The organism is Psychromonas sp. SA13A, assembly GCF_011378715.1.
Classification (GTDB): domain Bacteria; phylum Pseudomonadota; class Gammaproteobacteria; order Enterobacterales; family Psychromonadaceae; genus Psychromonas.
Genome location: NZ_WTKU01000006.1, coordinates 133,080 through 159,777 on the forward strand (window position 1 = coordinate 133,080; position 26,698 = coordinate 159,777).

Consider the following 26,698-nt stretch of genomic DNA (forward strand, 5'->3'; position numbering starts at 1 on the left):
ACGTAGCTTAAAGGGCTAGGCTTAACTTAAAAGAGTGCCAATCAAATTTACTACCAGGGTCGGTTTTTCGCCTAGGTGCAATATCACTATGGCCAACGATACGTTGCTTAGTAATTAAAGGGTATTGCTGTTGTATTTGTAACGTAACATCAACTAACGCTTGATATTGTAACTCTGTGTAGGCAGTGCAATCAGTTCCTTCTAGCTCGATACCAATTGAATAGTCATTACAACCTGCTACCCCCTCAAAGTTCGAAATACCGGCATGCCATGCACGCTTTGTAAAAGGAACATATTGTTCTATTGAACCGTCTCGACGAATGACACAATGCGCAGACACTTCTAATCCTTGCAAATCAACAAAACTAGGGTCAGCTGCGCAATCTAAACATCCTGTAAATAAGTTCTTAATATGTTCAGTACCATACTGCCCTTCCGGTAAGCTAATGCAATGGATCACTAATAAACTAATGTCAGCCTCAACAGGACGTTGATTATAAAATGGGCTTTTAATGAATTGTGCAGTACTCAATAAACCAAGTGAGTTGATCATTATTATTCCTCATCAAAACAAATCGTAAGCTAAAAAGTAAAAAATCCAACAAAAAAGGTGGCTAAGTAGCCACCTTTTATAGTTATAGATCATAACCTAACTTAACTTCAATAGTACTTTCTATTAAGTAGCACTTTCTATGAAATAGTTACTTTTTATTAAATAGTACTTTCTAATAAATAGTTACTTTCTATTAATGGTTATTCCCATTCAATCGTCGCAGGTGGTTTGCCTGATACATCATAAACAACACGTGAGATACCATCAATTTCATTGATAATACGGTTAGATACGTGACCGATTAATTCATATGGTAAGTGTGACCAACGAGCCGTCATAAAGTCGATAGTTTCAACACAACGTAATGACACAACCCAGTCATATTTACGGCAATCACCCATTACACCCACAGAGCGTACAGGTAAGAATACAACAAAGGCTTGGCTTACTTTATGGTATAACTCTGCTTTGTGTAACTCTTCAATAAAGATAGCATCTGCACGACGTAATAAATCACAGTACTCTTTCTTCACTTCGCCTAGTACACGCACACCTAGACCTGGTCCAGGGAATGGATGGCGGTATAGCATATCGTATGGTAAGCCTAACTCTAAACCAATTTTACGTACTTCATCTTTAAATAATTCACGTAAAGGTTCAACTAAGCCCATCGCCATATCATCAGGTAACCCACCAACATTATGATGAGATTTAATAACATGTGCTTTGCCGTTTTTAGAAGCTGCTGACTCAATTACATCAGGGTAAATAGTGCCCTGTGCAAGCCATTTTGCATTGGCTAATTTCTTAGATTCTTCATCAAAGATCTCAACGAATACACGACCGATAATTTTACGCTTCGCTTCAGGATCACTTTCGCCAGCCATTTGCTCTAGGAAACGATGTTCAGCATTAACATGGATAATATTTAATCCAAAATGATCACCAAACATATCCATTACTTGCGCGCCTTCGTTTAAACGTAATAAACCGTTATCAACAAAAACACAGGTCAGCTTATCACCAATAGCACGTTGTAATAACATCGCCACCACCGATGAATCAACACCACCAGATAAACCTAGAATAACTTCATCATCACCGACTTGTTCTTTCATACGAGCCACTGCATCATCGATAATTGATGCAGGCGTCCATAGTGTTTCACAGCCACAGATATCAACGACAAAATTACGTAACATACGCTCACCTTGGCGAGTATGTGTTACTTCAGGGTGAAATTGCACACCGTAAAAATGTTTTTCTTCATTGGCAATAGCAGCAAATTGACAAGTCGCAGTATTAGCAACCGTAATAAAATCAGCAGGAATAGCTGACACTTTATCACCATGGCTCATCCATACGTCTAATAAAGGTTTGCCTTGCTCTGAAATCGCATCTTCAATCGAATTAAAGAAAGCAGATTCAGCTTGCACTTCAACTTTTGCGTAGCCAAACTCACCCTCGCCTTCACCTTTAATCACTGCGCCGCCTAATTGATGCGACATAGTTTGCATACCGTAACAAATACCTAATACTGGCACACCAGCGTTAAATACATATTCAGGAGCTCGTGGTGAACCTTCAGCGGTTACACTTTCAGGACCACCCGCAAGGATAATACCGTTAGGATTAAATTCTTTGATGTCTTGTTCGTCAACATCCCAGCTCCAAAGCTCACAGTAAACACCAATTTCACGAATACGACGTGCAATTAGCTGTGTATATTGAGAACCAAAATCTAATATTAGGATGCGTTGCTCATGAATATTTGTACTCATCATATTGTCCTTTATCTTACTTAAATTTTTATTGCTAAAAATAATAAAAGACGATAAATATCGTCTTTAAATTGATGCTTTAATGAAGCTAAATTAACGGCATAAGATGTTCAGTGTTATTGTGTAATGTCATTTGCTAACGATTAAGCCGCTTTCTACATTACACAAACCTGAACGCTTATTACATTAATTAACCACCACTACGGTAGTTAGGCGCTTCTTTAGTGATAGCAACATCATGCACGTGGCTTTCACCCATACCTGCACTGGTAATTTTTACAAACATTGCTTTAGTATTCATTTCTTGAATCGTTGCACAACCGGTCAGCCCCATCGATGAACGTACGCCACCCATTTGCTGATGAATAATTTCTTTTACTTTACCTTTATAAGCAACACGTCCTTCAATACCTTCAGGTACTAACTTGTCTGCTGCATTATCAGATTGGAAGTAACGATCCGATGAACCTTGAGACATCGCGCCTAAAGAGCCCATGCCACGGTATGATTTGTATGAACGACCTTGGTATAAAATAATTTCACCTGGCGATTCTTCAGTACCAGCAAACATACTTCCCATCATCACACATGATGCGCCAGCAGCCAGTGCTTTAGCAATATCACCTGAGAAACGAATGCCGCCATCAGCAATCACAGGAATACCAGTACCTTGTAATGCATCCACTGCATCTGAAATAGCAGTAATTTGCGGAACACCTACACCTGTAACAATACGTGTAGTACAGATTGAACCAGGGCCGATACCTACTTTAACAGCGCTACAACCAGCAGCAACCAATGCTTTAGCACCGTCACCTGTTGCAATATTACCACCAATGATTTCTAGGTTTGGGTATGCTGCGCGAGTTGCTTTAATACGATCTAAAACACCTTGCGAATGACCGTGAGAAGAGTCAATTAATAAGACATCAACACCCGCTTCTACTAATGCATCAACACGTTCTTCATTACCTGCACCAGCACCTACAGCGGCACCAACACGTAAACGACCTAATTCGTCTTTACATGCGTTTGGTTTACGCTCTGCTTTACGGAAATCCTTAACAGTGATCATGCCTTTAAGCTTAAAGTTATCATCTGTTAATAAAACTTTTTCGATACGGTGTTTATGCATTAAAGCTTCGATTTCATCACGAGGAGTATTCGATTTTGCAGTAACTAGGTCGGTTTTTATTGTCATTACAGCAGAAACAGGTTTTGTTAAATCAGTTTCAAATAAGACGTCACGACCAGTAATGATACCGACTAATTCGCCAGAGTCTTCAACTACAGGGTAACCGGCAAAACCATGTTTTTCAGTTAACTCTTTAATTTCACCCAGGGTTGTAGAAGGAGAAACAGTAATAGGCGTAGCTACCACACCGCTTTCGTGGATTTTTACTAAACGAACTTGTTCAGCTTGTACTTCAATAGACATATTTTTATGGATAAAGCCCATGCCGCCTTCTTGAGCTAAAGCAATAGCGAAGCGTGCCTCTGTAACTGTATCCATTGCCGCAGAAACGACAGGAATGTTCAACGAGATATTTTTTGTTAATTGAGTTCTTAGATCGGCAGTGTTAGGTAGTACTGTCGAGTGGGCTGGCACTAATAATACATCGTCAAATGTTAACGCATCTTTTGCTATTCTTAGCATTGCAATATCTCACTTATAGTTGGGAGCATTTTAGATATACCCAAAATTGCTTGGGTATGATATTGCGGTGGGATTTTAATCGTAAATTATGATAAGTACAATACAATTTATGTTTTTATACACAGTTTTTACTGTGTTAATATTTAGCCCCTGATTTAATTGGTAAAATTTTTTGTTATGGCGATAAAAAACAACAACATCTACAGCGTAAGCTCACTCAATAAAGCCGCAAAATCCTTACTGGAGACAGGATTAGGGGTGATTTGGTTATCTGGTGAGATTTCTAACCTAACTATCGCAGTTTCAGGGCATTGGTATTTCACGTTAAAAGATCATGGCGCGCAAATAAAATGTGCCATGTTTAGAGGCAATAATAGCCGTGCGGGGTTTACACCTAAACACGGGCAACAAGTATTAGTGCGTGGAAAATTAAGCTTGTACGAAGCACGTGGAGATTATCAGTTAATCGCAGAAACCATGGCACCAGAAGGTGATGGATTATTAAAACAACAATTTGAAGAATTAAAATGCCAATTAGCTGCGCAAGGTTTATTTTCTGAAGCGATAAAAAAATCTTTACCTGAGATTATCAAACGTGTCGGCATTATTACTTCATCAACCGGTGCTGCGTTACATGACATACTGAGTGTTTTACAACGTCGAGATCCACGTTTGCAAGTGGTTATTTATCCGACTCAAGTACAGGGACAAGGTAGTGCATTCTCCGTCGCGGCTCAAATTGCCTTAGCGAATATTCGTAATGAATGTGATGTGTTAATCGTCGGCCGTGGTGGCGGCTCTTTAGAAGACTTATGGTGCTTTAATGAGCCCGATGTTGCCTATGCTATTTATAATAGCCAATTACCTGTAATTAGCGCTGTTGGGCATGAGATAGATGTAACCATTAGTGATTTTGTTGCCGATCTCAGAGCTGCGACGCCATCAGCAGCAGCTGAGTTAGTAAGTCAACATAAAACCTTTGTTTCTACTCAACTCAATAACTTAGTCGCACGCCTTAAGCAGTCTATACAAAATAGGCTGCAACATAAGACCCACCAGCTAAGTGTATTAAAACAAACCTTATTACAACACGATCCTAAACATAAATTACAACAGCAGGCACAAAACTTAGATGAATTAAGTTTACGCTTACAACATGCTATGCAACAAAAAATGCAATGGCAACAACACCAGACTTCACAGTTAAAAAATCGATTACAACAGGCTAGTCCTGCTCATCACATTAATATTGAACTGCAAAAGCAACAACAATTAAAACGTCAATTAACACAAGCAATGACGGCAAAATTAAATAACGCGGAACAGAACTTACATCATCAAATACAACAACTAAATGCCTTTAGTCCACTAGCAACCTTAGCCCGTGGTTATGCAATAGTTAAAGATGAAAAAGGCAAGGTAAGCACTGATCCTGCAAAACTCAAAGTAGGAGAAACAGTTGAAGTGACCCTTGATAAAGGGCAGTTTAAAGCGCAGGTTATTTAGCTGTAGTTGCTTTAAAACTGTAGTTATTTTAAAACTGTCCTGATGTAAACATGTAATTATATGGTTGTTTGGTTGATTGATTGATTGATTGATTGATTGTTACAGTCTAAGTAAATGTATTAATTAATAAAAAACAAAAAGGGCTTGATACAAATTGTATCAAGCCCTTTTTAGTTATTTCAGCTAAAAATTTAGCTTCGTATTACATTCCTAAGAACGGATTAAATTATCACTGGTCCCGATCCATTTATAGGTAGTTAATTCAGGTAAGCCCATTGGCCCACGTGCATGTAACTTCTGGGTTGATACTGCTACTTCAGCGCCTAAACCAAATTGGCTGCCATCGGTGAACCGAGTACTGGTATTAACATAAACCGCCGCCGAGTTAACCGCATTGATAAATTTATTCGCCACGGTAAAGTCATTGGTCAAAATGCCATCAGAATGTTCAGAGCTATGCTCACGGATATGCATCAAGGCTTCATGTAAATTAGCCACCACTTTAACGCCTAAGTTTAGAGATAACCACTCACGTGAAAAGTCGCCTTCTTGAGCAAGCTGTGCATCATCACCTAAAATAGCTTTCGCTTTTTCTTCTGCCACTAACGTAACACCTAGCGGTAATAAGTGTGCAGCCAATTTAGGTAAGAAAGTCTCAGCAATATCAGCTTCTACTAATAACGTATCTAACGCATTACAAACGCTTGGACGTTGTACTTTAGCATTTTCGATAATCGCTAAGGCTTTTTCAACATTAACCGTTTTCTCTGCAAATAAATGACAAATACCAATACCACCAATAATCACAGGAATAGTACTATTCTCTTTACAGAATTTTTGTAAGCCCGCATTACCACGAGGAATGATCATATCCACGTATTTATCTAATTTTAATAACTCGCCTACTAATGCGCGATCTGTATTTTCTATATATTGCACAGACGTTTTTGGTAAGCCTACTTTTACTAATGCGCTTTGAATAAACTTAACGAGCACTAAGTTAGAGTTAATGGTTTCTTTACCACCACGCAAAATACTAGCGTTACCCGTTTTCAAGCTCAATGCAGCAATATCAATGGTTACATTAGGACGCGCTTCATAAATAACACCTAACACGCCTACAGGTACACGGCGCTTACAAAGTTTTAAGCCATTTTCTAATAGCTTACTATCAAATTCTTCTCCAACTGGGTCAGAAAGTCCAATCACACTACGTAAATCACTAATAACACCGGCTAAGCGGGTTTCATCTAATAACAGGCGATCCAATAAAGCGTCGGTTAATCCAGCCGCTTTACCTGCTTCAATATCTTTTTGATTAGCTGCGACTATTTCTGCCGCATTACTTTCTAATTCAATCGCAATCGCTTCAAGCGCTGCATTTTTTGTAGTCGTATCAGTGATTGCCAACTCGTAACTTGCTTCTTTCGCTTGTTGACCTATTTGTTGTAAATTCATTTCTACTCCTTTAAAACAGACTCCATAATTAACGAGTCTTTATTATAAAATAACTAGGTCATCACGGTGTATAACAACAGTACCGTGTTCATAACCTAATATTTTTTCAATTTGATCTGAATGTTGTCCCTTAATTCGTTCTATATCGACACTTTTATAACGCACGATACCGCGCGCAATCTCTTTACCTTTATGGTTGCAAATTGAGACCACATAACCTCGTAAAAAGTGCGACTGCACAGAGCTAATACCTTTTGCAAGTAAACTACTACCACCGTTAATAATGGCGTGCTCTGCTCCTGGGTCAACAAAAATCAATCCTGCTGGGCGAGAGCCAGCGAAGATCCAATTTTTCCTTGCTTCTAAACGGTTATTTGCAGACACAAATTTTGTGCCAACTGGTAGACCATTAGCGGCGTCTAAAATAACATTTTTACGATGGCCAGAGGCAATCACTACCTCAATACCTGCTCGATTAGCAACCGTCGCCGATTCGATCTTGGTTGCCATACCTCCCGTTCCTAACCCACCAACACTTCCGCCGGCAATGCTATGAATAGCTTCTGTTATTTCAGTTACTTCTGTAATTAATTTTGCATCAGGGTTACTGCGAGGGTCGGCTGTAAATAACCCGGGTTGATCAGTTAATAGTATCAACTGATCTGCATCAGCTAATAAAGCGACTAATGCCGACAAATTATCGTTATCACCTACTTTTATTTCACGTGTAGCAACAGCATCATTCTCATTTATTAATGGCACGATACGATGTTTTAGTAACGTATTAAGTGTATCACGTGCATTGAGAAAACGACCTTTATCATCTAGGTCTGCACGTGTAAGCAACATTTGTCCAACATGTAACCCATATATTTTAAATAGGTTTTCCCATTCCCGAATAAGCTGCCCTTGCCCCACTGCGGCTAGCATCTGTTTATTGGCAATAGTGGGTTCAATATTGGGCATATTTAAATGCTCTTTACCTGCAGCAATTGCGCCTGAAGTGACCACTACAATAGGATGACCTTGTTGATGTAATATCGCGCACTGGCGAACTATTTCAACCATTTGCGCTCGGTCTAACTTAGCTGTTCCGCTAGTTAATACACTGGTACCCAATTTAATTACAATTGTTTTTTTATTCGCGTTCATTTATTTATGCTTCATTTCAGAAAAATAAAAAAGCTCAATTTATATGAGGTGATCTACCAATAATAACCGTCATTGAGCTCAAAAAAAAACAGCAACTTAAATAGCTGCTGTTGATTAGTATACCATTATTGCGCAAATTAAAGGGGCAAAAATAGAGGGAGCTTAAAACTTACGCATATATACCCGTTACCATTCAAGATGCAAAGTTCAGCAAGTTGTGAGGTGATTAGCTTCTAGGCAGAAAGTTGAACATCTAACTAGCTATATCTGCTCTGTTAATTCATAGCCCACTTCGACATCAATCATTTCAGTTAATTTTTCAATAAAAGTATTAAATGATTGATCAATTTGTAGCATTTCTTTTTTAGTTATTTTATTGCTAACCCAATTGCCTTCAATATCATACAGTCCATTAAAGCGCTGATAAGTAAATGTATTACCATTACGTGTTAATTCCGCCCACCAGCCTAAAAAGATTCTTTCCTCTGGCTCTTTTTTATCATCAACACATATTTCTAAACAATCAAAAAAGAACGTTTTTTCATCTGATTTTAATTTACGGAAAAAAGGTCCAAAATCAGTAAATAATTTGAATAAGCGCCCACGTGATGGTCCCTTTATAAGAGTATCTGACATGTTAAGAGGCTTCCTTGTATAATTTAATAGCGAACAATAATATCTTCAATATATCACTTACTCTTGTAAATGTTTTGTTAACCATTGTGCAGAGTACTCTAAAGATCTCAAATAAGAGTCAAAAATGGGAGGTTTATCAATAATCTTAGACTCACTGCCATAGCTTGCCCGTGCAATTAATTTCAAGTCCTGCTCATTACACATAATATCCTGTGAATGGCCAATACTCAGCATCGGCGTATTAATACGTTTGCGTCCCAACAACCCCTGTTTAATTAATGAAAAAGGAACACAAAGTTGATATAAACTTGCCACATCGGAATGACTCATTTGCATACGACTAGCAAGGCAATCTAAGGTCATTGGTGGTAATTTTGAAAAGTTATCAAAGCTATCAAACACACTACCCACAGCTGCGCCAACACTCACCACCGAACGCACTCGTTTCGGCTCTACATAAGCCAAGCGATTTAGTGCATTGCCACCCATACGCATTCCCATTAATGCAACACGAGACTGATCCACCCATGGTACATTATCCATATGATGCAATACCGCTTGGTGTAAATTAGAAGTGTCTTGCTCTAATTTAATATGATTTGAGAAACCAACTCCAGGCATGTCTACCGTTAACATTGCAATGCCGGCAGGTTTTAACTGCTTTTCGAATAAAGGCAATAAATCACACTGTAAAGTATCAATACCACCGCTCACAATAACCACTGGGTGAATAGTTTCATCGTGCGGTAAATGTAAATAACAACGCACAGTTTTGCCTTTAAAGGGAACATCAATCTCTTTAAGCAACGCGTTTTCATCTTGTTCAAAGGCTTTACGATAATTACTAAATGCTAAGGTTTGCGCCTGAATACTGCTTTCATCTCCCTTAAGGTGAGGGTAACTGGCCACACTATAATATTGAGAAGCGAGATAATAAGCATTTTTAGCTTGTTCTTTTTGACCGTATTGAACAAGCTCATTAGCCTGTTTTTGAAATTGCATGGCTTTTTTTGACCATTCATAACTCCAATTACCGGAACGGAATCCGACCACTGTATCTAATAAATCGGGATCACTGCGCTTATTAGTGGAAGCACTTATTTTGGCGAGCACTTCATAGCAGTCAATAATATCTAATCCCTGCCAAGCCCATTGCAGCAATTTAAGCAGTCGATACCACCCCACCTTTTCTTCACCGTCCATGGTTGAGTTATACAATTTTTTATTTTTCTTAGAACCACTATTTGCTATCAAAGTAGAGGTTTCTTGCACATTAAACTTTTCAGAAAATAAAACTTCAGATAAATTCTCAGACATAAATTTCCCATTAAATAACGGAGTTTAAAATATTTCAATAAACGAGTTAGTAAACTTAATCTCGAGCTAGTGCTGCATCAACTTATTTGAAAATAGTTCAGAGCAAAAGTTCACGAAAATAATCTCTAATCACACTCAAACAAAGCTTACTGTAATCTGTTTGTCACCCAATAAAACCGAGTGTAGTGACTTAGAATAACATGTTAAAAATTGCCAACAATGACAAAACACAACAATTAATAGCGTACGATCCATTAAGCTGATCTCGAATAAGTAAATTCTACTCAGACTTAACAGTCTTGATTTTATATATACCCGTTATCAATCGAGATGCTTTATTCAGTTCTTCTTCGTTTATTCATTCATCTATTCATCTACAGCTTGCCATTTACTAAAGGCTGTCAATTTCACGACGATTTAAGAAGATATAACAAATAAATGTTATTTATTATCACACTCAAAAAATATGACTTCTATTTTAGAGCATTCGTTCTATAACTACAGTGAAGCTATTACACAAAAGATACCAGTTATCATCCACTTAAAATATAGATGTAAGACACTGTTTTAGTTTACTAAAAAACAAATGACAACAACTTATTATGCGAGCCTAAGATTGATAAATATTAATTATAAATCATTGAAGATCAGGTAAAGATCTTTACCTGTTTGCATCGCCATTGATCAATTAAAAGTTGGCATAAATACTGCAAAGAATTGTTTAAATACTATTCATATAGTAGTAATAAATAAAAGTAGGTGCTAAAAAGTAACAAAGGTTTCGTTACACACTTAGCAAAATACTAATTGTGACATAGATAAGGAAACTCGCATGGAAACCATACCAAACACAAACCACAGTACTTTCGAACATACTGCGCCGCTGTTTACTGTATTTTCCAATGAACCTTTACTAAGTATTGAAGATAAACTCTCTAGTTTAGAATCACTGCAACAAAACTTAGACTTAAAAGAGATGATGAACAATTTTGCCGCTTTAGTGGCAGACTTTATCCGCCCTTTTAATATTCGTTTTCAATCTGCTCATGGTTTCTTTAGCTTAGTGCAAATGCAACGTAACAGTTTTAGTAAAAGTTTTAATTTAGGCTCAATGGGGCAATCAACTAGATTAGGTACTATCACTTATCAAAGTGAAGTTGCATTAACCTTAGACGAAGATAAATTATTAACCGAACTACACCAATTATTATTGCCCAGTTTAAAGCATGCTCTCAAGTTCTCTGAATTAAATACAATGGTTTATCAAGATCATTTAACCAGCATTGGTAACCGAGCTTATTATGAAAAATCTATCCAGTATGCCATTGAGCAAAGTAACCGTACTCATCTAGGACTGTCATTAATGATATTAGATATTAATGACTTTAAACCTATCAATGACACTTACGGCCACCTCAAGGGTGATCAAGTATTAAAAGAATTTGCACGAATATTAACGCAGAGTGTGCGAGCTTCGGATATGCCATTTCGTTTAGGTGGGGATGAGTTTGCTATCATATTACAACCCTCTGAAAACTGCTCTATAGCTAAAGTGCATAGGCGTATCAATCAAGCGATACTTAAAAATACAATTTTAAAAGAGATAGGTTGTACATTTAGCTTAGGACATAGCCATTGGGAAATTGGTATGAGTTCAATTCAGCTATTTGAATCTGCAGACCAAAATTTATACCATCATAAAGCATCAACAAAAGTGCTGAGATAACTGCATTTGTGGCATGTCTTTGATTTGGCATCGCCACAACCCTAAGGCTTCCAGTAGTTGACCATCGACAACAATAAAAACCACTTGGTCACGTAACCAAGGCGGCACATGGTATTCGTGTAATAACTTCTTAATACTTCGTTTTTTATCTCGCCCTTCAGGTAAGCAAGTTAACTGAGCATTCAAATGAGATCTCAAGCAGCACTGCACTTTATAACGCTTTGACAGTTCGCTATCTACCTGCGAAAAATCAACACTTAAATAACCCGATTGTAACCATAATATAGGCTCACCGGACCACAAGATGGGATATTCAGGGATGTTTAGGGTTTGATCAGGCACAATATATAGCTGGCCTTGATAACGACAAATAGCCACCATAGGTAACTGTAATTTCGGTTGTTTATCACTCTGTGCCAGTGCAACTTCATTCCATAAAACCATTAATTGCTTGCTACTAGGGTATTGCAAGCCATTACTTTTAAGCCAATAACGTAATATATTATTTCGTCTTGCTTCACTAAATTGCGAGAGTGCCGCAATAGTTAATGTTTGTTGTGTAAAACGCTCTTCTATACAAAGGTTTAAGTCCTGCTTCGCCACTTCATCTAATAAACTTTGCTGTTCTTGACATAACTGAGCAGTTCTCGATGCTGACTGTGCAATAGCAGGCCAACGAGCGCTTAGTAACGGTGAGATTTGTTGGCGTATAAAATTACGATCAAAATCGATATTTAGGTTACTCTCATCCTCAACCCATTGCAGGTGGTGATGCTGAGCATAATCCATTAATTGCTGTCGAGAAAAGTTTAATAAAGGCCGTAATAAATAACCGTTAAAAAAAGACTGAAAAAGGCGGATCCCCTGTAACCCTGTACTACCAGATCCTCTTTTTAAAGCTAATAACAATGTTTCAAGTTGATCGTCTTGGTGATGACCAGTAACAATCACATCATGAGATTGCATTTTTTCTTGAAAACATTGATAACGCGCATCTCTAGCCAGCGCTTCTAAGCTAGTTCTATTTTTTTTCTGGATATGGACATGAGAGCAAATTAATTTAACATCCAGCTGTTGGCAATAGGCAGTACAAAAAGCAGCCCAATTTTCAGCATTGTCACTCAAGCCATGATTAACATTGTGTGCTAGCACAGTGATATTTTTATGCACAAGCTGATAACGAGATAATAAATGTAACAACACAACGGAATCAACGCCACCACTTAACGCCACTACAATACGCGGCTTAAGCGACCCTAAGATAACGTGATCATCACTGTTGTTAATGCTTTTTGCTGAACTAACGGTTAGCGTAGCCAGTAACTCAGTAAAGTGTTTATCAAAGCTTTTAAATATATCTGCCTGCATTGCTAACATCAACCTTGATCAAAATGCAAAGTCACATTGTCTTCGCCTAACCATCGCCCTAATTCAAATAACAGATCGTCACTTGGGGTAATAGACCACTCAATGCCGAGTTCAATTTCAACTTGTGCCTGATGATTTTGGTAGTTAATAAAAACCGGACATAAACCACCTGAAGCGGGCGCTAATATTTCATTTAAACGAGATTGAAATTGTGGCAATGATAGCTGTTGCAGAACATTAGAAGTAATTGTTAAACGTAATTTACTGGCAAAACGTTCACGAGCATGGTCAATACTCATTATTTCACGGGCATTCATTTTCAAGCCGCCATTGAAATAATCCTCACTTACCTGACCTTGTAAAACCACAATATTGTCAGTGAACAATAAAGCTTCATGCTGGTCCAGTAAGTCAGCAAAAACCGTCACATCCATACGCGCACTTTTATCATCCAAGGTCAAAATCCCCATGCGCTTACCCGCTTTGGTGACCATCACACGCATTGCCAACACTAAGCCACAGACACGGCTATTTTGACCTCGACCATTAACCGTTAACGCACCTAGCTTGACACAGTTAATCGCACGCAGATGTGGTTCATATTGGTTAATGGGATGCCCAGTCAAATACAATCCTAGCGTATCTTTTTCACCTTTCAGCCATTGTTTTTCAGGCCATTTTTCAACCACAGAAAACTTATGTTCGATTTCATCGTGGTCAGTGGTTAATACGCCAAATAAATCCGATTGTCCCGATGACTCTGCTTTTTTGTATTGTGATGCAGCAGTCAGTGCATCACTCAAGTTACTCATTAACGCCGCACGATGTGGCCCTAAGTTATCCAATGCACCGGCTAAAATTAGCTTTTCAATAATACGTTTACCACAACGCTTTAAATCAACCCGTGTACAAAAATCAAATAAATCTTTGAATTTTCCGCCTTCAGTTCTAGCTTCAATAATGGCATCAATGGGCCCTTCGCCAACGCCTTTGATCGCCCCTATTCCATAAATAATACGCAGGTCTTTGTCGACGTTAAATTTAAATAAACCTTCATTAACATCCGGCGGGCACAGAGTTAACCCCATGTTTTGACATTCATCCACTAAGATAACGACTTTATCAGTGTTATCCATATCCGCAGACATTACCGCCGCCATGAAATAGGATGGATAAAATGTTTTCATCCATAAGGTTTGATAAGACACCAACGCATAAGCTGCAGAATGCGATTTATTAAACCCGTAACCTGCAAACTTTTCTACCAGGTCAAAGATCTTCATGGCTAGCTCGCCATCAATACCATTTTCAATCGCACCCGATTCAAAAGTCGCACGTTGTTTGGCCATTTCTTCTGGTTTTTTCTTACCCATTGCACGACGTAACATATCGGCACCACCAAGCGTATAACCCGATAATACCTGTGCAATTTGCATTACTTGTTCTTGATATAAAATAATACCGTAGGTCGGTGCAAGGATCTCTTTTAAAGATTCATGCTGCCACTTTTCATCTGGATAGGACACCACCTCTCGGCCATGCTTACGTTCGATAAAGTTATCTACCATGCCCGATTGAAGTGGACCCGGACGGAATAATGCCACCAAGGCGATCATATCTTCAAAGCAGTCAGGCTGTAATCGACGGATCAAATCTTTCATTCCGCGCGACTCTAATTGGAATACTGCAGTAGTTTCATAACGCTTTAACAGCTCGAAACAAGCAGGTTCAGTTAGATCTATTTTTTCAATAAAAATAGGTTCTTCACCACGATCATGTTTATGTGCATTGGCCATGTCCAAAGCCCACTGCACAATCGTTAAAGTACGTAATCCTAAAAAGTCGAATTTAACTAAACCGGCTGTTTCTACATCATTTTTATCGAATTGTGTGACTGGGTTGCGGCCTTCATCATCACAATATAAGGGCGCGAAATCAGTAATAGTGGTCGGTGATATAACAACACCACCGGCATGTTTACCTGCATTACGAATGGTACCTTCCAAAGTACGACACATATCAATTAATGCGCGCACATCTTCACTCGCATTATAACGTTCTTGTAAACGAGGCTCTTCTTCGAAGGCTTTGCTTAGCGTCATACCTGGTGTTGGTGGCACTAACTTTGAAATACCATCAACAAAACCATAGGCGTGACCTAATACACGTCCCACATCGCGAATAACCGCTTTTGCCGCCATGGTTCCAAAGGTAATAATCTGTGATACCGCATCACGCCCATATAACTGTGCAACGTGGTCGATCACCTCATCACGTCTATCCATACAAAAGTCGATATCAAAATCGGGCATAGAAACACGTTCGGGATTCAAAAATCGTTCAAACAGTAACTCTAATTCTAATGGGTCAAGATCAGTGATTTTTAATGCATAAGCCACTAACGATCCGGCACCTGAACCACGGCCAGGTCCAACTGGAATATTATTATCTTTACTCCATTGAATAAACTCCATTACGATCAGGAAGTAACCCGGAAAGCCCATTTTGTTAATAACCGACAGCTCTATTTCTAAGCGTTCATCATAGGGTTTTCTTATTTCTGCAAAATCTTTACTATTTTTATCAAACAAAAATTCTAAGCGAGCTTCTAAGCCTTCACGAGAAACTTTACAAAAGAACTCATCGATCTCTAAATCACCGGTTGGAAAGTCGGGCAGGAAGTATTCACCTAAACGTAACGTGACATTGCATCGTTTTGCTATTTCAACACTGTTCTGCAAAGCTTCGGGAATATCAGAAAAGAGTTCACACATCTCCTCTTCACTTCGTAAGTACTGTTCAGGACTATAATCTTTGGGACGTTTTTCATCACCGAGTGCATACCCTTGATTAATACAAACACGAATATCATGCGCATCAAATAATGAGCGGTCTGCAAATACGACTTCATTAGTCGCAACAACCGGGAGTTGGTATTGAGCAGCCCAATCAATGGCGAGATGTAAATAATTTTCTTCAGCAACACGATTGGTACGAATTAGCTCTAGATAATATCTATTTGGAAAATACGTTTTATAGAATTCAGTGATCTCAACAGCAGCCGCAGTATTCCCCTTTAAGAGCATTTTTCCTAAGTCACCGTCTTTGGCTCCCGATAGTAAAATAACACCTTGTTGATGTTCGGCTAACCAAGACTGCTCTAATACCGCACGTCCTTTAACATGGCCACGTAAATACGCTTTTGAAATAAGCTCAGTAATATTTTTGTAACCAACAGCATCCATCGCTAATGCCGTTAAACGAAACTGTTGATCACCTAATAACTCACTTTTAACCCAAAAATCAGCACCCACAATAGGCTTAATACCTGCACCATGTGCCGCGGTATAAAATTTAACTAAGCCACAAAAATTAGTTTGATCAGTGATCGCTATGGCCGGCATTTTTAATGCAGCAGTCTTAGCAATTAATGGTTTTATTTTAGTTAAACCATCAACCATTGAAAAATCACTGTGCACACGTAAATGCACAAACTTAGGATTGATTAAAGGTGCAGTTGCTTCTACAGGTAATAACTCAGATGCTTCGGTACTCATTTCAGACATAACATTATACTTTCAAGAACCTATTTTGAAGTTAAAGCTAAAATAGCTTTAACAGGTTTAAAACTTTGTCGATATTCAGCAATCACACCGTGCGCTTCTAAGGCGGCAAAGTGCGCTTTAGTAGGATAACCTTTATGCTGAGCAAAACCATAATTTGGGTAGCGTTTATCTAACTCAACCATTTCTCTATCACGGGTAACTTTAGCAATAATCGATGCAGCACTGATTTCAGCAACACGTGAATCGCCTTTCACAATCGCTTCACTAGGCATTGCTAATGAAGGACAACGGTTACCATCAATAAAAACAAATTCGGGAGTTATTGTTAAACCTTGCACTGCTCGTTGCATGGCTAACATAGTCGCATGCAATATATTTAGCTCATCGATTTCAGCCGGTGATGCTCTGCCAATACTCACTGCTAACGCATTAGCATTTATCTGTTCAAATAATGAAGCTAATTTTTTTTCGCTTAATTTCTTTGAATCAGCTAGCCCCGCGATTGGCTTGTTAGGATCTAAAATAACAGCCGCAGTGACAACATCCCCTACTAAAGGACCACGCCCAACTTCATCTACTCCAGCAATAAAGGCAACGTCTGGGTAAATAACGTCTGGATATTGTATCTTTTTAGCAACCATTATTTATTATCTCTATTTAATAACTCAACCACTGCATTCGCAGCCTGAGTGTCCGCATCACATCGAATAAGTTTATGTAACTCGGTAAAGGTTTCAACCATTGCTTGTCCGTCATGTGCAATTAAACGCTCTAATTCAGCCACTATGTTCTCTACGGTACAATCATCTTGACTTAGTTCTTTAACCACTTCCCTATCAGCAATTAAATTGGGTAGTGAAGTATATTTAACTTTTATTAACGCTTTAGCGATCAGGTAAGTGATTGGTGAGACTTTATAGGCAACCACCATCGGAGCTTTAGCTAACATAGCTTCTAATGCGGCAGTACCAGATGCTAACAACACAGTATCCGCAGACTGTAAAACAGCACTGGATTGACCATCAATCAGAGTAATAGGAAGTGCTTCTGACAACGCCTCTATTTGCAGTTGGAATTGCTGTTTGCGACGATCATTGACCACCGGCACAATAAATCGATAGTCGGGGTATTTTTGATGGATAACTTGTGCCACTTGCAAAAATATAGGGCCAAGCATCTCTACTTCAGCCTTACGACTGCCCGGTAATAAGGCTAATATTTTTTCATCAGGATGAATATTTAATTGCGCACGTGCGCTTGATTTATCGCGCTGTAACGGCAGTTGATCCGCTAGAGTATGCCCCACAAATTGGCATGGCACATTAAACTTATCATAAAAGGCTTTTTCAAAAGGTAGAAAAGCCAAAACAAGATCCGTTGCTTTGGCAATTTTATGGATACGCCATTGCTTCCAAGCCCACACCGAAGGGCTCACATAATGAATGGTTTTAATGCCCTGCTGTTTAAGTTTTAATTCTACCGTCAAATTAAAGTCAGGTGCATCAATGCCTATAAATATATCAGGGGGATTATTGATAAAATGTTCAATAATTGATTTTCGAATACGTAAAATACTGCGTAATTTACCTAATACCTCAACAAATCCCATTACTGATAAAGCTTCTAAAGGATGCAAAGCCGTGCATCCTTGCGCCATCATTCGAGGGCCGGCAATACCTTCAAAAATAGCATTAGGATATTGTTTTTTTAGGGCTTTAATTAACCCTTCACCTAAGATATCACCAGATGTTTCACCGGCTATCAATCCAATACGCAATGGTTTAGTCATGATCTACTCTTATATAATGAAGTTAAAAAAAAAGGCTCCAAAAGAGCCTTTTTTTACGATATTTTAAGAAAGTGGCTTATCTAACAATACCGCGATTTTCATCTGAAATGAAATCTAAAAGCGTTTTTAATTCTGGGCAATCTGCAGCATTTTCTGCTATTTCAGCTTTGGCTTGTGCTAACGTATTACCGTTACGGCATATTGATTTATAAGCGCGTTTAATTTGCATAATTGTCGCACTACTAAAACCATGACGCTTTAAGCCAACGGAATTAATTCCTTGAGCTTGAACGTAATTACCCGATGCCATAAAGTAAGGCGGAATATCTTTATTAACTGCAGAACAACCACCAATCATTGCATACTCACCCACTCGAGTGAATTGATGCAAGGCCGTTAAACCGCCGATAATCACATTATTAGACAGTTTACTGTGCCCAGCTAAAGTTGCGTTATTTGACAGGATAATATTGTTGCCCAGTATACAGTCATGTGCGACATGTACATACGCCATTAATAAACAATTATTACCAATCTTAGTTAAGCTTTCATCTTGCGCTGTGCCACGATGAATAGTACAGCTTTCTCGGAAAACATTATTATCACCGATTTCAAGATAGGTAACTTCGCCATTATATTTTAAATCTTGGCAATCCTCACCGACCGAAGCAAATTGGTAAATTTTATTATTTTTACCCATTTTAGTGTGGCCTTTAACCACAACATGCGGACCGACCCAGCAATCATCACCAATTTCAACATTATCGCCGATGATGCTATAGGGACCGACCTCTACGTTTTTGCCAATAATTGCATTTTCATGAACTATCGCTGTTGGGTGAATTTTTGCTGTAGAATCAATCATTAAATTTCTCTTCTTGCACACATGATCATTGCCTGACAAGCGACTTCGCCGTCAACTTTAGCGATACATTCAAATTTGCCCATACCGCGACGTTCTTTAAGATAAATAACTTCTAACTCTAATTTATCACCAGGTACAACCGGTTTACGAAAACGTACTTGGTCAATAGACGCTAAAAAATATAGCTCATTTTCTGCAGGTTTGCCGTAAGTTGCAAATGCTAATACACCCGTTGCCTGCGCTAATGCTTCTAAAATCATCACTCCGGGGAAAACAGGTGTGCCTGGAAAATGTCCTGTGAACTGTGGTTCATTAAAAGAGACATTTTTGTAACCTGATAGTGTTTTACCAGGTACATAATCAACTACACGATCGATTAATAAAAATGGGTAACGATGCGGTAGAAGATCCATGATCTCCTTAATATCAAGACTGTTTAATTCGTTAGACACGATGATTTTCCTTAATTTTTATCTTCAATTTGTTTTTCAAGTTGCTTAACGCGCTTGAATAACTCTTCAATTTTTAATGTATAAGCAGTTGTTTTACGCCATGCTTTATTTTCTTGAGCAGGTACACCAGATGAATAAACACCTGCTTTTTTAATACTACGCATAACCATACTGTCACCGGTGATAATAACATTATCAGCAATGGTAATATGACCATTCATCGCAACACTACCACCTACAATACAGTTCTTACCTATTTTGGTACTACCAGCGATACAGGTACCGCCAGCCACAGCAGAGTGGTCGCCAATTTGTACGTTGTGGGCAATTTGACACTGGTTATCAATCTTAACGCCGTCACCAATAATAGTATCCGATAACGCACCTCTATCAATTGACGTATTCGATCCAATTTCAACATTATCACCAATAATTACTTTACCAATTTGTGGGATCTTAACCCAAGTCCCTTGGTAAGGGGCATTACCAAACCCATCGGATCCTATAACAGCATTCGCATGAATAATGACATTTTTGCCAATTTCACAAGCATGGTAAATAGACACATTCGGGTAAACTTTACAGCCCGAACCTAATTGACAGCCTTCTCCAATCACAGAATTCGCAAATAACTGCGTATTATCTCCAATCGTAACGCCTGCTCCAATCACCACATTTTCTGCAATAGCCACATTATTGCCGATCACCGCTGTATCATGAATTTGAGCTGACTCAGCGATAAGCACTGGTAAATTGGGTGTGGTATCAAACAAACGCGCTAACAATGCATAACCAACATAAGGGTTATCCATAAATAACGCATTGCCTTTATAGCTGTCTTGCATTGATGAAGGCAATACAATTGCACTCGCTTTACACTCATCTAAGCGAGCCAATAACTTAATGTCAGATACAAAAGTAATATCACCTTGTGTAGCGGACTCAAAGGTCGCTAAACGTAATACTTGTAGATCTTCTTCACCACTTAATTGCGCTGAAAGTTGAAGTGCCAAATCTGCTAATGAATAAGCCATAATAATCTAAACCTACTTAGTGCTAATTTTTTGAATAACTTTGTCTGAAATATCTAAAGCAGGTTTTGAGAAAACAATTTGTTCGCCGTTTAAGATCAAATCGTATCCACCTTCTTTAGCCACTTCATTAATCACTTTACTAACTACAGCTAGGACTTTTTGATTCTCTTCACCTTGGCGACGACGGTTATCTTCTTCGAAAGCTTTACGTTTTAATTTGTACTCAGAGATTTTGCCTTCGATATCACGTTGTAAAGCAGTGACTTCACTTTTATTTAATAGCTCGCCATCTTTCTTAATTTTAGTCTCTATTTTTTTAATGCTTTTTTCTAAACGCTGTAACTCTTCGTAACGGCCTTTAAACTCACCTTCTAACTGTTTAATAATACGTGCACGTTGCGGAGACTCTTTCATCACTTTTGATGGGAATACAACACCAATTTTTGATGTTTCTGCGGCTTGAACTGCTGACACAGATACCATTGCAGCGGCTAAGGTAATTACTTTAAAAAAGGTCTTCATGGTTTTCATGCTATAACTCCGTATTAATAAATCTGTAATAAAATAAAAAAGAAATCGTGCACTGAGTGCACATTTTAATGTCGATACAATGGCATTGTTCGAACATCCATTAAATATACTTAGAAAACATCACCAATGTTAAATGAGAACACTTCGGTTTTATCCCCCGCATAATCTTTTATTGGAACGGCAAATGTAAATACTAACGGTCCCATTGGAGAAACCCAAGTCAACTGAGTACCGAACGATGCACGAATACGTCCAGGTTTAGAGTAGTCACCAGCGTAATCACAATTGAACGCACACATATCCTTATACGCATCATAATCGAACTCGGTATCCCACGCTTCACCGGCATCAACAAACAAACTACTACGCACTTGACGTGCATAGGCTTCATCTAAGAACGGTACAGGGAAAATAAGTTCCGCACTTAATGTATATTTTGCATTACCGCCCACTGCACTGTTGGTATAAGTAGCATTACCATTACCATTCTGCTCGCCAGTATACAATGCACGAGGCCCTACCGTATTGCTAGAAAATCCACGAAGAGTTCGGTAACCACCTACATAATAGTTTTCAAAGAACGGCAATATTTGATCATTACCTTCAAATTTACCGTAGCCGTTACCATAACCTAAACTACCGCGTAACAGGGTAGTCCAATCACCGTCTTCGGTAATACGTTGGTAATTACGAATATCAAAATTAAGTTTGAAGTATTGCAGGTCTGAACCTGGAATCGTTATTTTACCACGTAAAGTATGTGACATACCTTGCGTAGCTAGTTGACCTCGGTCTAAGTTATTGCGCGACCAGGTAGTGGTAAGGTCAAAGTTTCTAAAGTCAGCACCACCATCATCATCTTGCATTGAACCATAGATATCCCAAAAAGTACTTAATTGCTCGTAACTTTTTAACTGAGAAATACCGTTATTTTCCCAGCCGACACTGAACCCTAAACGGTTTATTTCATTAACAGGAAAACCGGTACTGAAACGTAAACCATAAGTCGTATTGGTGTAATCGACAATATTCGCATCGCCCGCTTCAAATTTATCATAATAAATTCGAGCCCCACCACTAACACCATCTTTGGTTAAATATGGGGTATCGTAGCTAATATCAGCACTGACACTATAGTCATTAAACTTAGTTTGAAAGCCAATTTTATCGCCACTACCTAGGAAGTTATTTTGCTGAATACCACCGCTTAAGCTAATCCCAGACTCTGTACCAAAACCAATACCGGCATTAAAACTACCTGACGCTTGTTCAGCTACATTAACACTCACATCAACTAAATCATCACTGACACGTTCGGTATTTATATCAACGGTTGAGAAGAAACCTAAACGGTTTAAACGCGCGCGAGATGCTTCGATTGCTTCACTAGATAACCATCCGCCTTCCATCTGGCGCATTTCACGACGCAACACAACATCTTTGGTAGTGGTATTACCTGAAATATTAATATGTCTAACATAACCACGCTGCCCTGGAGCTACGGAGAAATTAACCACAACGGTATTAGTTGCATCATCGATTTCAGGGTAAGTATTGATTTCTGGGAATGCGTAACCTAAACGGCCAAAGTATTTGCGAATACTTTGTTCCGAGGCAGCCACGTCAGATGCGGCATAAGTATCTCCATTAGCAAACGCGACTAGGCTTTTTACTTCTGCATCGTGCCCTAATAGATCACCAATAAAAGTTACATCTGACACTTTATAAATATTACCTTCGTTAACATTGACCGTAACATAAACCCCTTTTTTATTAGGTCTAAGTGCTACTTGCGTTTCATCAATTTTAAAACGAATGTAACCGCGGTCTAGGTAATAACTTTTAATAACTTCCAAATCACCGGCTAACTTTTGTTTTTGGTAGTTATCGTCGGCAAAAAGATCCCACCAACCAGCAGAATCACTTAATGTTAATCGCTTTAACAAGTCTTCATCGGAATAAACATTATTACCAACAATATTGATTTGTTCGATTTTTGCCGTCAACCCTTCACGAAATACAAATTGAATAGAAACACGGTTTCTAGGTAAAGGTGTCACAATCGTTTCTACTTGTGCGCTGTATTTACCCACACTGTGATAGAAATCTTCTAAGCTTTTTTCAATACTGGTAAGAACGGTTCTATCTAACGCATCACCAACTTGGATAGAAGAAGATTTTAAGGAATCAAATATTTGCTCTTCAGTAAGTTTGTCATTACCTGTTAATTCAATGGCACTGATCGTTGGGCGTTCTTTCACTTTAAAAATAAGTACAGACTCATTTTTGAATAGCTGTATCGATTCGAAGTAGCTACTGCTATACATTTTTTTAATAGCCTGCGATAGATCATATTCATCGACCACATCGCCTTCACGGATTGGTAGACTCAATAATGCAGCGCCCAGTGTTACTCGTTGGAGTCCTTCAAACTGTAGGTCAGAGACGGTAAATTTTTCAGCTAAAGCAAGGTTAGAAAAACAGCTGGTGACAGTAAATGTCAATGCTAACAAATATTTCTTAAACATTATCTACAAAATCCTTTACTGCACATCAGTGCAAAACAATTTAAATATCCAGGTCAATGGGTAGTGAATACTACTTTCAAATCGTGTTAGAAAGTAGCACTATCTCATTGTTTATATTCTATAATAAATTTTATTGTTTCTTTTACAATAAATTAAAGTCGTTCAGCACAGCAATTGACATAAATGTGAATAAAACCGCAGCACCAATTTTAAAACCAAACTCTTGGATCCTTTCAGGAACTGGTTTACCCGTAATCGCTTCGACAAAGTAATACATCAAATGACCACCGTCTAAAACAGGTAAAGGTATTAAATTCATAATACCTAAATTAACGCTAATTAAAGCAATAAACCCTAGGAAGTATGCAAATCCATAGTCCGCACTCATTCCGGCACCTTTAGCAATTCCAACAGGCCCACTGAGATTTTTTACCGATAAATCACCGGTCACTAATTTAACTAATGTCGAAAAAGTTAACTCACTGAGCTGCCAAGTTTTATCAACTCCTTTTAAGAAAGAGTCAATCGGTCCATATTTTAAGCTTACTCTAAGCTCTTCAGGGTAAGGGTCAACCTTTGGAGCAACACCGATATAACCTCGTAATGTACCGTCAGCACTTTCACGAGCGTCGGGGACAAGTGTTAGCGTGTGTTTTATCGCCCCTCTTTCAATCACTAGTCGTAATGGTTGATTTGCATTTTCTTGAATCAACTTAACAAATTGTTGCCAATCGTCTAACTGGATCCCATTAATGGCGATTAATTTGTCATTAATTTCTAACCCACTTCGTTGTGCGGCACCATTTTCAGCGATACTGGCGGCACTTAAATGTACTTTGGGAGAGTAAGGAATAAGTCCTAAGCTACTAATAATCGACTCTTTTTTAGGGTCAAATTTCCAATTAGCTAATGAGACTGTATAAGTTTGACTTGGTTCCCTATTCTCGCTCAGTGTTGATTGAGAGTTTGAACTCAGGTCAAACAAATTAACAGGCGTTACGCTGAGCTCGACACTTGGCTCTCCAATCTGTGCAACTAAAGCAAGGTTTAGCGCTTCCCAATCATTAACGGTTCGGCCATTAACCGCACTCACCTGAAAAGGGGATTGAGTTGTGATCACACTAACTGGTGAATTTTCAAGTACACCATTAACAACGGGTTTAGCACTTCCTACACCAATCATGTACATTAAAAAGAAAGCAATAATAGCTAATAGGAAATTGGCAATAGGCCCTGCTGCAACAATGGCAATGCGTTGCCATACTGACTTTTTATCAAAAGAGAATTCAGATAATGCTTCAGGCACTTCTTCAACCCGCCCATCAAGCATTTTCACATAACCGCCTAATGGAATAGCTGCAATCACAAACTCAGTACCATGCTTATCCAATTTTTTAAAAAGGACTTTACCAAAACCAATGGAGAAACGATGTACCTTTACTTTACAGCGACGAGCAACCCAAAAATGTCCATACTCATGAATGGCAACTAGAATACTTAACGCAATAATAAATGCCGATGTATTCCATATAAAATCTAACAAACTCCACCTCGATTAATCAATTTTATCGCATCGGCTCTAGCCTGCTTATCAATTTCTAATAACTGCTCAATGGACGAGACTTTTTGATGTTCTAATGTATTTAAAATACTATCCACAATACGTGGAATATCCGTGAACTTAATACGTTGTTCTAAAAAGGCTTGCACTGCTACTTCATTAGCCGCATTCAGTGATGTGGTCGCATGCTGCCCTTCATAACAAGCCTGTATCGCTAATTTTAAACAAGGATAACGGTCATAATCAGGTTCAGCGAAGGTAAAGTTTGCCGTGTTAAAAAAATCAAACTCTGCAGCCCCACTTTTAATGCGTTTTTTACCACCCATAACATGTGCAATAGGTATGCGCATATCTGCGTTACCCATTTGTGAAATGACACTACCATCTTGGTATTGCACCATAGAATGGATCACTGATTGAGGATGAATAATCACCTGTAACTGATCTTTATTGGTATTGAATAACCACCTTGCTTCAATGTACTCAAGGCCTTTATTCATCATGGTTGCAGAATCGATAGAGATTTTAGGGCCCATGCTCCAATTTGGATGTTTAATCGCCACATCAGGGGTAATACTTGAAAACTCGTGCAACGGCTTGGTTAAGAAAGGTCCACCAGAGCCAGTTAATAAAATCTTAGAAACACCCTCAGCAGTTAAATCACAGTGGCCAATAGTTTGTTGTAAGTTCGGCGACATAGATTGAAATATAGCGTTATGTTCGCTATCAACGGGCCACAGTGTTGCACCCGACTTTTTAACCGCATCAATAAATAATGCACCGGACATTACTAAAGATTCTTTATTTGCTAAGAAAACCTCTTTCCCTGCATGTACAGCTGCCAGCGTTGTTTTTAAACCCGCTGAACCTACAATTGCAGCCATCACAGAATCAATCTCAGCACTGCCTAATAATGCCAGTACTTCAGATTCAGGTAACACTTGGCAATTAAGCTTGTTTTCTTGTAATGAGATTTTTAGTTGTGATGCCGCTTGCGGATTTGATAACGCAACATAGGCAGGTTTGAACTCGATACAAAGAGCGAGCATTTTTTCAATATTGCTTGCCGCATACAAAAACTGCACATTATACAGTTCAGGATTATGACGACAGACACTCAGAGTACTATCACCAATTGATCCCGTTGCACCTAATACGGCTAAGTTTTTAGCCACTGATTGCTTTAGTGCGTTATTGTTGGTTGTATTGTTGGTCATC

Annotated in this window: 20 protein-coding genes; 2 read left to right on the forward strand and 18 right to left on the reverse strand. The window is 38.6% G+C overall.

Annotation, left to right across the window (positions count from 1 at the left end; translation table 11 throughout):
* Window positions 1-7 precede the first annotated feature (7 nt).
* From ampD to guaB, 3 genes are all read right to left on the reverse strand, one after another.
* On the reverse strand, window positions 8-553 hold the full coding sequence (gene ampD, locus GQR44_RS07990) for a 1,6-anhydro-N-acetylmuramyl-L-alanine amidase AmpD (protein WP_166371043.1): 546 nt from the start codon (window positions 551-553) through the stop codon (window positions 8-10).
* A gap of 200 nt (window positions 554-753) precedes the next feature.
* Window positions 754-2,334 (reverse strand): glutamine-hydrolyzing GMP synthase, encoded by a 1,581-nt coding sequence (gene guaA, locus GQR44_RS07995; protein WP_166371045.1) that lies wholly within the window; start codon window positions 2,332-2,334, stop codon window positions 754-756.
* Between the two features lie 190 nt (window positions 2,335-2,524).
* Window positions 2,525-3,991 (reverse strand): IMP dehydrogenase, encoded by a 1,467-nt coding sequence (gene guaB / locus GQR44_RS08000; protein ID WP_166371047.1) that lies wholly within the window; start codon window positions 3,989-3,991, stop codon window positions 2,525-2,527.
* Between the two features lie 177 nt (window positions 3,992-4,168).
* Here guaB and xseA point away from each other — a divergent pair, with 177 nt between their 5' ends.
* Entirely contained in the window at window positions 4,169-5,497 is a 1,329-nt protein-coding gene (gene xseA, locus GQR44_RS08005; RefSeq protein ID WP_166371049.1) for an exodeoxyribonuclease VII large subunit, read from the forward strand.
* A 210-nt stretch (window positions 5,498-5,707) separates the two neighbouring features.
* Here the strand turns inward: xseA and GQR44_RS08010 are convergent, their stop codons facing one another.
* From GQR44_RS08010 to frsA, 4 genes are all read right to left on the reverse strand, one after another.
* A complete protein-coding gene (locus GQR44_RS08010) occupies window positions 5,708-6,955 on the reverse strand; it encodes a glutamate-5-semialdehyde dehydrogenase (protein WP_166371051.1) in 1,248 nt (415 codons plus the stop codon).
* Between the two features lie 42 nt (window positions 6,956-6,997).
* Window positions 6,998-8,107: a glutamate 5-kinase gene (gene proB / locus GQR44_RS08015; protein WP_166371053.1), complete on the reverse strand. Its 1,110-nt coding sequence runs from the start codon at window positions 8,105-8,107 to the stop codon at window positions 6,998-7,000.
* 261 nt (window positions 8,108-8,368) lie between these two features.
* Window positions 8,369-8,743, reverse strand: a complete 375-nt coding sequence (gene crl, locus GQR44_RS08020; protein WP_166371055.1) for a sigma factor-binding protein Crl — start codon at window positions 8,741-8,743, stop codon at window positions 8,369-8,371.
* A 57-nt stretch (window positions 8,744-8,800) separates the two neighbouring features.
* Window positions 8,801-10,060, reverse strand: coding sequence for an esterase FrsA (gene frsA, locus GQR44_RS08025; RefSeq protein WP_166371057.1), 1,260 nt, complete (start codon window positions 10,058-10,060; stop codon window positions 8,801-8,803).
* An 832-nt stretch (window positions 10,061-10,892) separates the two neighbouring features.
* Between frsA and GQR44_RS08030 the strand changes: the two genes are divergently transcribed.
* On the forward strand, window positions 10,893-11,786 hold the full coding sequence (locus GQR44_RS08030) for a GGDEF domain-containing protein (protein ID WP_166371059.1): 894 nt from the start codon (window positions 10,893-10,895) through the stop codon (window positions 11,784-11,786).
* Here GQR44_RS08030 and tilS read toward each other — a convergent pair.
* The 11 genes from tilS to ispC form a co-directional block, all read right to left on the reverse strand.
* Window positions 11,766-13,154, reverse strand: coding sequence for a tRNA lysidine(34) synthetase TilS (gene tilS, locus GQR44_RS08035; RefSeq protein WP_166371061.1), 1,389 nt, complete (start codon window positions 13,152-13,154; stop codon window positions 11,766-11,768). The genes GQR44_RS08030 and tilS overlap by 21 nt on opposite strands.
* Before the next feature lie 8 nt (window positions 13,155-13,162).
* The gene (dnaE, locus tag GQR44_RS08040; RefSeq protein ID WP_166371170.1) at window positions 13,163-16,711 is read right to left on the reverse strand and encodes a DNA polymerase III subunit alpha; all 3,549 of its coding nucleotides are present in this window, start codon (window positions 16,709-16,711) and stop codon (window positions 13,163-13,165) included.
* A 29-nt stretch (window positions 16,712-16,740) separates the two neighbouring features.
* Window positions 16,741-17,361, reverse strand: coding sequence for a ribonuclease HII (gene rnhB / locus GQR44_RS08045; protein ID WP_166371063.1), 621 nt, complete (start codon window positions 17,359-17,361; stop codon window positions 16,741-16,743).
* Complete coding sequence (gene lpxB, locus GQR44_RS08050; protein WP_166371065.1) at window positions 17,361-18,509, reverse strand: lipid-A-disaccharide synthase; 1,149 nt, start codon at window positions 18,507-18,509, stop codon at window positions 17,361-17,363. Before lpxB ends, rnhB begins: the two co-directional genes overlap by 1 nt.
* 76 nt (window positions 18,510-18,585) lie before the next feature.
* Entirely contained in the window at window positions 18,586-19,374 is a 789-nt protein-coding gene (gene lpxA / locus GQR44_RS08055) for an acyl-ACP--UDP-N-acetylglucosamine O-acyltransferase (RefSeq protein WP_166371067.1), read from the reverse strand.
* A complete protein-coding gene (gene fabZ, locus GQR44_RS08060) occupies window positions 19,374-19,826 on the reverse strand; it encodes a 3-hydroxyacyl-ACP dehydratase FabZ (protein WP_166371069.1) in 453 nt (150 codons plus the stop codon). The genes lpxA and fabZ overlap by 1 nt, the downstream gene beginning before the upstream one ends.
* An 11-nt stretch (window positions 19,827-19,837) precedes the next feature.
* The gene (gene lpxD, locus GQR44_RS08065) at window positions 19,838-20,860 is read right to left on the reverse strand and encodes a UDP-3-O-(3-hydroxymyristoyl)glucosamine N-acyltransferase (protein ID WP_205963001.1); all 1,023 of its coding nucleotides are present in this window, start codon (window positions 20,858-20,860) and stop codon (window positions 19,838-19,840) included.
* A gap of 12 nt (window positions 20,861-20,872) precedes the next feature.
* Window positions 20,873-21,391, reverse strand: a complete 519-nt coding sequence (locus GQR44_RS08070) for an OmpH family outer membrane protein (RefSeq protein ID WP_240923596.1) — start codon at window positions 21,389-21,391, stop codon at window positions 20,873-20,875.
* A gap of 110 nt (window positions 21,392-21,501) precedes the next feature.
* Complete coding sequence (bamA, locus tag GQR44_RS08075; protein ID WP_205963002.1) at window positions 21,502-23,919, reverse strand: outer membrane protein assembly factor BamA; 2,418 nt, start codon at window positions 23,917-23,919, stop codon at window positions 21,502-21,504.
* 142 nt (window positions 23,920-24,061) lie between these two features.
* On the reverse strand, window positions 24,062-25,462 hold the full coding sequence (gene rseP, locus GQR44_RS08080) for a sigma E protease regulator RseP (RefSeq protein WP_166371071.1): 1,401 nt from the start codon (window positions 25,460-25,462) through the stop codon (window positions 24,062-24,064).
* A complete protein-coding gene (ispC, locus tag GQR44_RS08085; protein ID WP_166371178.1) occupies window positions 25,456-26,697 on the reverse strand; it encodes a 1-deoxy-D-xylulose-5-phosphate reductoisomerase in 1,242 nt (413 codons plus the stop codon). The genes rseP and ispC overlap by 7 nt, the downstream gene beginning before the upstream one ends.
* Between the last annotated feature and the right edge of the window lies 1 nt (window position 26,698).

Excerpts from the sequence above, each read along its gene's own strand:
- ampD (WP_166371043.1), bottom strand. The coding sequence starts at position 553 with ATGATCAACTCACTTGGTTTATTGAGTACTGCACAATTCATTAAAAGC.
- guaA (WP_166371045.1), bottom strand. The coding sequence starts at position 2,334 with ATGAGTACAAATATTCATGAGCAACGCATCCTAATATTAGATTTTGGT.
- guaB (WP_166371047.1), bottom strand. The coding sequence starts at position 3,991 with ATGCTAAGAATAGCAAAAGATGCGTTAACATTTGACGATGTATTATTA.
- xseA (WP_166371049.1), top strand. The coding sequence starts at position 4,169 with ATGGCGATAAAAAACAACAACATCTACAGCGTAAGCTCACTCAATAAA.
- GQR44_RS08010 (WP_166371051.1), bottom strand. The coding sequence starts at position 6,955 with ATGAATTTACAACAAATAGGTCAACAAGCGAAAGAAGCAAGTTACGAG.
- proB (WP_166371053.1), bottom strand. The coding sequence starts at position 8,107 with ATGAACGCGAATAAAAAAACAATTGTAATTAAATTGGGTACCAGTGTA.
- crl (WP_166371055.1), bottom strand. The coding sequence starts at position 8,743 with ATGTCAGATACTCTTATAAAGGGACCATCACGTGGGCGCTTATTCAAA.
- frsA (WP_166371057.1), bottom strand. The coding sequence starts at position 10,060 with ATGTCTGAGAATTTATCTGAAGTTTTATTTTCTGAAAAGTTTAATGTG.
- GQR44_RS08030 (WP_166371059.1), top strand. The coding sequence starts at position 10,893 with ATGGAAACCATACCAAACACAAACCACAGTACTTTCGAACATACTGCG.
- tilS (WP_166371061.1), bottom strand. The coding sequence starts at position 13,154 with ATGCAGGCAGATATATTTAAAAGCTTTGATAAACACTTTACTGAGTTA.
- dnaE (WP_166371170.1), bottom strand. The coding sequence starts at position 16,711 with ATGAGTACCGAAGCATCTGAGTTATTACCTGTAGAAGCAACTGCACCT.
- rnhB (WP_166371063.1), bottom strand. The coding sequence starts at position 17,361 with ATGGTTGCTAAAAAGATACAATATCCAGACGTTATTTACCCAGACGTT.
- lpxB (WP_166371065.1), bottom strand. The coding sequence starts at position 18,509 with ATGACTAAACCATTGCGTATTGGATTGATAGCCGGTGAAACATCTGGT.
- lpxA (WP_166371067.1), bottom strand. The coding sequence starts at position 19,374 with ATGATTGATTCTACAGCAAAAATTCACCCAACAGCGATAGTTCATGAA.
- lpxD (WP_205963001.1), bottom strand. The coding sequence starts at position 20,860 with ATGGCTTATTCATTAGCAGATTTGGCACTTCAACTTTCAGCGCAATTA.
- GQR44_RS08070 (WP_240923596.1), bottom strand. The coding sequence starts at position 21,391 with ATGAAAACCATGAAGACCTTTTTTAAAGTAATTACCTTAGCCGCTGCA.
- bamA (WP_205963002.1), bottom strand. The coding sequence starts at position 23,919 with ATGTTTAAGAAATATTTGTTAGCATTGACATTTACTGTCACCAGCTGT.
- ispC (WP_166371178.1), bottom strand. The coding sequence starts at position 26,697 with ATGACCAACAATACAACCAACAATAACGCACTAAAGCAATCAGTGGCT.